The 238-nt window shown below is 55.9% G+C and carries 1 pseudogene; it reads left to right on the top strand.

The features are described 5' to 3' along the window. A pseudogene (locus Q4563_RS22490) lies at positions 1–238 on the top strand (hypothetical protein); the annotation flags it as partial.

Below are 238 nucleotides of genomic sequence, written 5' to 3'. Positions count from 1 at the left end.
CGCACCAACCGCAACTTTAAAGTGAAAGCGCCGGGGGTAGAGCAAGCCCATGTGCTGCGCATCAATAATCCGCGCGGTCGTCATCTGGGAATCAACCGCAGCGACGAAGCTCAAATTTCCCACACCGTTGCCAACGCGGGTATTGCTCCAGAGCCTATTCATCGCGATCCCAATCAGCGCTTTGCCCTACAGCCTTTTATTGAGGCCCGCACCTGGAACAGCAGCGATTTCACCAACC

The organism is Gilvimarinus sp. 1_MG-2023, assembly GCF_030548285.1.
This window is presented reverse-complemented; position numbering and strand designations above follow the sequence as displayed.